Source organism: Moorena sp. SIO4G3, from assembly GCF_010692305.1.
GTDB classification, from domain to species: Bacteria; Cyanobacteriota; Cyanobacteriia; order Cyanobacteriales; family Coleofasciculaceae; genus Moorena; species Moorena producens_A.
The window spans coordinates 1-8,409 of sequence record NZ_JAAHIG010000370.1; the positions used below are offsets into that span (position 1 = coordinate 1).

Sequence of the window (8,409 nt, forward strand, 5' to 3'; positions counted from 1 at the left end):
GCTCATGGTTAGAAGTTACCGTAAGACAGGCTCGCCTTGTCTTGATGCAGTCGCTCATGGGGGAAACCCCCAAGACCGCGCAAATCACGCTAATCAATAAGTTTTACCCCTTTTCTGCATAGCCGACCAACCATAAAGGCTCAACGTAATCAGGTTTCGTCTCCGGGGGAACCCCCTTTGGCGGCGCTGCCTCCCCAAGACCGCGCTGGATCGCTTTTGCTGTTTGACACAGTGGTGCGTTACGGGGCGATGCTGAAGCGCGAAATATATATAAGTTAACATCAGCCGTGGTGAGTATGCCGTTAATCGCGTTATAAAACTTTAGACATTTTCAGGGCTTATAACGGAATACCTTGTCAATAAGCATGTTTTGTCAAGTAACGCCTACAGCTTCCGTTGCCTCAACCCAACCTACCCCATGTACTCAAGTCAGTCAACCAGGGCTATTGGCCTGTGCCACCTCAGACCTATTACCTATTACCCATTACCTATTACAAGCGTGTTAAGTAATGTTTCGCGCTTCAGCATCCGGGGCGGACTATCCAAACCCTGGCGCTTGAGCGGAAAATGAGAGTCCCCCTAAAGCACCACTAGCAAGATTTTCAAATATGAGATGCACCCAAGCAATGCAGCAAGTTATCCAATAGTTTTTCTTTATCAGGATAATTTTTTTTTGTTTTTTGTAAATTATTCTTGGCTTCTGCTAGCAAGTAATAATAACTACTTAGAGACTTGAAACTTACATCATATTTATCAACTAAATAAAATTTCAAGTCATATAAACTCCAGTCAGATTGTTTTTGTAGCCAATCAATAACTTCTTGTTTTTCTTTTTTATTCAAATAGCCCTTTCCCCCTTTATAAGATAATTTTAATCCTTCTATTCCCGCTGTATTAAATCGTTTCTTCCATTTACTAATAAAGCTTTTTGATACATTTAAAGCTTCGGATATTGATTGATAGTTCCAGCCATCTATGACAAATTTTACAGCCAGCGCTCTTTTTAATTCTCTTGAATCTGGATTCCTCTTAATCCACTCATTTAACTCTTTATTTTTTTGATTTTCTTGATTTGACATAGATTTTGTTTACTCAATAGGTTTGATTTTTTTTAAATAATTTCAAATTTGTTAGATTGGGTTATAGGATGATCGTTACTATACTGAATAGTAATTATGAATTAAAATCAATCATCATCGATCATTATTTTCTTTATAAAACCCTAAAATACCCAAACAATTAAACACTGAAGGCTATAGTTGGCAAAAAAATCAGTATTTTTGTTTAGCGTAAATATTTTTTAAGTGCTTCTTAACCGTATTGATGCTGATAAATAGCTGCTGGGCAATTTCTCTGTAAGTCAAGTTGGCTTTTTTAAGTGACCAAATTTCCTGTTCGCGAGGCGTTAACCCATATTTGAGCGCATCAGTGCTAGCGGAATTTTGAGAAGATTGACTTTGATCTTCTAGGGTGACTAACAGGTAAGGTTCTGGGGATAATTCTAAGGTTAACCATCTAACCCTAACCCGAAAGTTAACTGACTTATCTACTTTAATTTCAGCTTCGATAATTAGTTTGCGATCGCAAAACCACTCACGACTATCAATTAATGATTCGCAAACTCGCCAAATTGGATCAGGGATAGAATTTATCTGTGACCTACCTTGAGTGATTTGAGAACACATTCTACGTCCACACTCATTGGCATGAAACCAATCTTGGTTAGTAGTGAGAATCAGCACACCATCGACAAACCCCTCAAGGATTGCTTGGATCAGTAATGGGGGTTCTGACCTTGTTTGTGCCATGACTACTTAAACCTGAATTACACATTATCCAGAATTCCGAATTTGTCCAGTGTGCGCTAGATACAGTTTTGGCTCAGCTTTGGATCAGCTCGTGATCACAACAGATGAGCCAAAACTGCCACTTGACAATTGGGAAAATAAAGTATAATATGCCTGAGCTCTTAGCTGGCTCTAGTTTGAATTATTAACACATCAAGTAGCAAAGAATTGTGAACAGGATTCTGAAGAGGTTTCCTGAGGTGCGACCCGTAGCGAATTTAATTCTTAATGGGTCAAGGGCACCTAAGTGTTGGGCGATCTTGTTACTGACGCAAGGGACTGTGTCTACTGACAAAGCCTCCCAAAGGTTCTCGCGTGTTGCGAGGATGTTTGAGAAGTAGCACATGTTTGGCATGAGCCATAATAATCCCAAATCTCAGGGACTTTGAGCCACTTACCCCTCTTGCTTTGGGGGGTTAGGGGGGTATGTACGAGTAGGATCCAACAGGTTTAAAATAGCCTCTTAGACCTGGAATATGCCTAAGGGCGTTTACCAGAGTTTAGCTGCGATTTCCTTGAGCTTAGGTATTGGTTGGATTCTAATATAGTATGCATTTTTATTTGAGATGTAAACAGCAGACCCGTCGAAACAGGGAACTTTCGATCAGGGAACAGGGAACAGTAGGAAAGAGCTCCAAAGAGTTTTTGATGTTATGAGACATCAGCAAGATTGTTGATGACCTATTTGTAAATCCTATAGCTGAGGTGAGATTTTGCCATCTTTACAAGCGTCTCGACAGGGAAGACTAACAATTAAACAGTATCGAAACCGAAAGGGATGGACGATAGAGGATCACAGATGGCTGGTCGAGGCGAGTAAGATCTTAAATCCAGATATCGACTGGGCATCCTCGGAGTATGGGTTGCAAGAAATCTATGCTCCTGGTGTCTCCCTAGCTACTTGGAAACGCTTCTTGCAAGGAAAACCGATTAATGCCCAAGTTTTCCAGGTATTTTGCCAAGTTTTAGGACTTAACTGGGAATATGTGATTGAGAACAGCCTCCCTAAGTCCTCAATCCAGAAGACAACCAGTAAAATCCCCTCAAATCGAGTAGATTGGTCAGCAGCGCCGGATGTGCCAGTTTTCTTTGGACGTACCGAAGAATTAGCTACCTTAGTGCAATGGATTCTCCAGGATCGTTGCCGAGTGGTGGCAATTCTAGGAATGGGTGGAATTGGCAAAACTGGACTCTCCTTGAAGCTAGGTAAGGGTGGAATTGGCAAAACTGATCAGTCCCTCAAGCTAGCCCATGGCATTCAGGATGAGTTTGAGTATGTGATTTGGCGATCGCTACTTAATGCTCCTCCCATTATCAAAATTCTCGAAGAGCTGATCAAATTTCTCTCCAACCAGGTAGAAAGCGATTTACCAGACACCCTAGATGCTCAACTATCACGACTACTTCACTATTTGCGTGAGCATCGCTGTTTGCTAATCCTGGATAATGTGGAATCAATTCTACAAGGTGGTGACAAGCCTGGGCAATATCGAGAGGGATATGAGCAGTATGAGCAACTGTTCCGACAAATTGGAGAAGTCTCCCATCAAAGCTGCTTGTTGATCACCAGCCGAGAGAAGCCCCACGCCATTGCCAGACTTGAAGGCAAAACACGACCGGTTCGTTGTCTGGAATTAAACGGTTTTGATGTTTCAGATGGCCAAAAAATCTTTAATTCCATTGCATCGTTCTCTGGTTCAGATCAGCAATGGCAAGAACTGATTGAGTTTTACAACGGTAATCCTTTATCCCTAGAAATTGTTGCCAAGCATATTGATGAAGTATTTTTGGGGAATATTGGCGAATTTTTAACAGAAGGAAAACCAGTCTTCGATGACTTTCGTGAAGTGTTAACCTGGCACTTTGAGCATTTGTCAGACCACGAACAGGACATTCTGTACTGGTTGGCAATTAATCGGGAAGCTGTTTCCCTTGGCCAACTCCGAGAAGATATCCTCTCACCAGTCGCTAAACAACAGTTACCAGTAACACTGCAATCTCTGCAAAGACGTTTACCTTTGGAAAAAAGTTCAGCAGGCTTTACCCTGCAACCTGTGCTGATCGAGTTCATGACTGAGAAAGTCATTGAGCAGGTTAGTCAGGAAATACTAACCGATAAAATAGCTCTATTTAATTCTCATTGTTTGCTAAAGGCTTTGGCAAAACAGTACATTCGGGAAGCTCAATCCCGTCTGCTACTCAAACCAGTAATCGACCGGATAATCGCTAGTTTTAGTAGTCAAGTTTCTCTGGAAGAAACCCTAAATTTTAGTCTTTCAAAGATAAGAGAAAAATTGGGGCGAAGGGTAGGCTATGCACCCGGTAATATCCTTAATCTGCTATGCCAACTTAAAACTGATTTAAGGGGTTATGATTTTTCTAATCTCACTATTTGGCAAGCTTACCTTCAGGGGGTAGAGTTGCTAGATGTAAACTTCGCTAATTCTACCATCGCTAAATCAGTTTTTACTCAACCTTTTGGTAGTATTTTGTCAGTAGCATTTAGCCCCGATAGCCAGCTTTTGGCTGCAGGTGATAGCATGGGCAAGATTCATCTGTGGCAAATTGCTGATAGTCAATACCACTTAACCTTGAAGGGACACACCAGTTGGGTATGGTCTTTGGCCTTTACTAGGCTAGATGATGGTAACAGTGAACAGACTCAGATTTTGGCTAGTAGCTGTGAAGATCAAACCGTCAGGCTCTGGGATATTGCTACCAGTCAATGCCTCCACACCTTGCGAGGACATAGGAGTAGAATATGGTCAATTGCTTTCAGTGGAGATGGCACAATTGTTGCTAGTGGCAGTGGCGATAACACCGTTAGAATCTGGGATGTTAGTAGCGGTGAATGCTTGAACATCTTGTCAGAGCACTCCCAGACCGTAAGAGCCGTAGCTTGTAGTCCCAATGGTGCCATTCTCGCTAGTGGCAGTGAAGATAAAACTATCAAACTCTGGGACTCTGATACAGGTGAATGCCTCAGCACCTTACAAGGACACTCTCAGCAGGTCAGGTCAGTGGCTTTCAGCCCCGATGGCACCACCCTCGCCAGTAGTAGTGATGACAAAACCGTAAGGCTATGGAATCTTAGCACCGGTGAATGCCTTGAGATTCTGCGGGGACATACAAAAAGCATACGGTCAATTGGCTTTAGTAAAGATGGCAGCACTCTCGCCAGTAGTAGTGATGATAAAACCGTAAGGCTATGGAATCTTAGCACCGGTGAATGCCTCAATAAGTTGTACGGACATACTAATGGTGTATGGTCATTGGCTTTCAGTCCAGATGGCGTAACCTTAGCAAGTGGTAGTGATGACCAAACCGTAAGGCTATGGAATATTAACACTGGTCAATGCCTCAACACCTTTCGAGGATATACCAATGGCGTATGGTCTATTGCTTTCAGTCCAGATGGGACAACCCTCGCCAGTGGCAGTGAAGACCAAACCGTCAGACTTTGGGATGTTCGTACCGGTGAATGCCTCGATACCTTACGAGGACATACCAATTTGATATTTTCTGTTGCTTTCAGTCGAGATGGTATAATCCTAGTCAGTGGCTCTAAAGACCAAACCCTAAGACTCTGGGATATTAGCACTGGTGAATGCCTCAATACCTTCCACGGACCCAAGTGGGTACTTTCAGTGGCTTTTAGTCCCAATGGAGCTATCTTAGCCAGTGGTCATAATGACGATAGGGTAAGAGTCTGGGATATTAGCACCGGTGAGTGTTTCCAGACCTTATTAGGACACACAGATTTGATCTGGTCAGTGGCTTTCAGTCCAGATGGCACAATTATTGCTAGTGGCAGTGAAGACAAAACCGTTAAACTCTGGGATGTTGACACCGGTGACTGTTTGAGTACTTTGCAGGGACACCGGAATATAATCAAGTCCGTTGTGTTTAGTGGAAATGGCAGAATTCTCGCTAGTGGCTGTGAAGACCACACTCTAAGGCTCTGGGATGTTGGCACTGGTGAATGTCTCAACACGTTGCGGGGACACACCCATCGCTTACGCTCAGTGGCTTTCAGCCCTAATAGTAAACTAATCGCTAGTGGTAGTTATGATAAAACCTGTAAGCTCTGGGATGTTGAGACAGGTGAATGTTTAAAAACTCTCCATGGCCATACTAATGTGGTATGGTCTGTTACTTTCAGTCGAGATGGTTTAATGCTGGCCAGTAGCAGCAATGATGGCACAATTAAGTTTTGGGATATCGACACGGGTCAATGTATCAAAACCCTGAGAGTGCCTAGACCCTATGAGGGGATGAATATAGCTGGTGTTACTGGTTTAACAAAAGCAACGATGACGTCCCTGAAAGCGTTGGGAGCAGTTGATTAGACTTGTTGCAGAAGTCGGGAGTCGGGAATCGGGAGTCGGGAGTCGGGAGATGTAGAGATGCTCACAGGGGTAGGTTTTTTACTTTGGAGATAGGTAATAGGTAATGGGTAATCGGTAATGGGTAATGGGTAATGGGTGATGGGGAATGGGTAATCGGTAATGGCTAATCGGAACCCACCCGACACCCCGACCAGGAGGGGAAGAGCGGGAGATGGGTCGGTAATCGGTGGAAATTCTTGATGATTTTCCGACAGGAACAGATGTAGGGTGGGCAGTGCATCCGTGAGATTCACTGAGTAGCCGAGCCCATTGGTCAGCACTGCCCACCAAAAGTCGGGAACAGATGTAGGGTGGGCAGTGCATCCGTGAGATTCACTGAGTAGCCATAGCATTGGTAAGCACTGCCCACCAAAGGATTAAACAATGGTGCAAGAGCTCAGTTCAACCCAACCTAATACCTGATAAGATTTTTTTCAAGCACAAAGCAATTACTCCAAAGATCACGATTAGCCCAACTGGTACTATCACACTATTGATCAAAGGGTTGTCACAGCTCTTCTCCATGGGTGGGATCAGCTTGGATACATTCTGACACTGCTTCCCTTCAAAATCCACTAAAGCCGTAACCGCTGTGCCAGCACCAACTACCGTTACTAGAGTCTGGAAGTTGCGATCGCGTTCTGCTTTTTCCAGCTCAATTTGACTACGAATGGCATTGAGCCTCGTCTCTAGCAACCTTAAGGCAACCTCCATTATATCATAGTCTTTAGTAACCTGCAATAGGTAATTTTCCTTTACCTCTTTACTAAACGTTTCTAAAAACTTCAGATTATTATCGGCACCTAATTCTTGGCATTTTTGGTTGATGATGTCTAAACGAGTTTGATAATTGAATAAATTAATTTCGATAATTTGGTTTTGAAAATTTAGTTTAGGCAAATCCAGGGTATAGTTCTGCAAAGACTTTTGAATCGCATCCAGTTTTGCGGCTATGGTTTGCTCCCTAAACCCAGAATAGTTTTGGTCACTGATAAGTCTCTGATTTTCTTCAGCCTGCTTATATAAATCTACCAAGGATTTTTTTATTAAGCGACTTTGGCTGTAAGCCCATAAAATTTTGTTTCTATAACTAAACAGACCCATCCAATCCGTATACAATTCCGCTGCCTTTTCCATACTTTCTTGGTCAGAAAAGAGCATAATGATTACATGGCAGTTGACCTGATTCAGGGGTTGATATCGCCACATATCAAAAACTTCACCACCAAATAAGCTGCCTTTTCCATGTAAATCTTGTGACCAATTCGCCCCTTTCTCGAAAACATTATCACCAGATTTGGCAATATTTTTCTCCTGTTTGGTCGAACTTTCGGGTGTTGATACTCCTTGTAAATCTTGTGACCAATTCGCCGCTGTCTGGAAAACATGATAACAGGATTGAGCAATGTATTCGTAGCTTTTGCTCGACGTTTTCGGTAACCATCCAGAAAGCATCCAAGTTTGCCCTAGGATCGCCCTTTCACCTTGTAATCTCCATTCAATTTCGGCTCTGAGTCTGGCAAAACAGTCAGAGGTTTGGGGGTCAGTTTGATTGTTAATGGAACAATCAATTTGCAAGCCATAGGTATCATTTAAGCGGACAGGGTAGTAGTACCCTTCTAGGGTATTGTTTGCTGTCGTAAAGTCATAGTACTTTTGCCTAGGGAGTAGTTCTAAATATTTGGTTTCTAGATCAGGATCAGAGAATTGACTATCTGCTGGGAGTTTAGCTCGGAACTTAGCTTGCTTTTCTTGCTTCTCAGCTTCAGTGAGGTTGAGAGCATCTCGTAAGTCATATAAAAATAAATCGAGAGTTGGAAAGATTAGATCGCTCACTATAGCACTCTGTTAAATTGGGTGAGGTACAAATTATTCTTTTAGGAAGCAGGGAGTAGGGAGTAGGGAGTAGGGAGCAGGGAGCAGGTAACAGGGAAAAAATACTATGTACCTAATAGTTATGAAAAACGCTGTAATATGAAAACCGTTGTACTTTAGTTAACGTTAATTGGATTGACTAGTTAGCACGGTTAGTTAAGGAAACTCCCAGGAACTAATCATACCAAATTTATGAGTCTAGGGTTGATCCTACTTACGAGCTACATTCAATTTTATTCCCCGATCTCCCCATCTCCCCATCTCCCCATCTCCCCATCTCCCCATCTCCCCATCTCCCA

5 protein-coding genes are annotated in these 8,409 nt (G+C 42.8%); 1 reads left to right on the forward strand and 4 read right to left on the reverse strand.

Annotated elements, in window-relative coordinates:
* Positions 1-602: 602 nt before the first annotated feature.
* Positions 603-1,079 carry a helix-turn-helix domain-containing protein gene (locus F6J99_RS36815; protein ID WP_293120674.1) on the reverse strand — a complete coding sequence of 159 codons (477 nt, stop codon included), beginning with the start codon at positions 1,077-1,079 and terminating at the stop codon, positions 603-605.
* A 192-nt stretch (positions 1,080-1,271) separates the two neighbouring features.
* The gene (locus F6J99_RS36820) at positions 1,272-1,808 is read right to left on the reverse strand and encodes a helix-turn-helix transcriptional regulator (protein WP_293120676.1); all 537 of its coding nucleotides are present in this window, start codon (positions 1,806-1,808) and stop codon (positions 1,272-1,274) included.
* A 752-nt stretch (positions 1,809-2,560) separates the two neighbouring features.
* Between F6J99_RS36820 and F6J99_RS36825 the strand changes: the two genes are divergently transcribed.
* Entirely contained in the window at positions 2,561-6,196 is a 3,636-nt protein-coding gene (locus F6J99_RS36825) for an NB-ARC domain-containing protein (RefSeq protein WP_293120678.1), read from the forward strand.
* On the opposite strand, the gene F6J99_RS36830 is transcribed toward F6J99_RS36825, so the two are convergent.
* Together F6J99_RS36830 and F6J99_RS36835 are read right to left on the reverse strand one after the other, a co-directional pair.
* Positions 6,193-6,588, reverse strand: a complete 396-nt coding sequence (locus F6J99_RS36830) for a hypothetical protein (RefSeq protein WP_293120680.1) — start codon at positions 6,586-6,588, stop codon at positions 6,193-6,195. The genes F6J99_RS36825 and F6J99_RS36830 overlap by 4 nt on opposite strands.
* A gap of 49 nt (positions 6,589-6,637) precedes the next feature.
* Entirely contained in the window at positions 6,638-8,071 is a 1,434-nt protein-coding gene (locus F6J99_RS36835) for a hypothetical protein (protein ID WP_293120682.1), read from the reverse strand.
* Positions 8,072-8,409 lie beyond the last annotated feature (338 nt).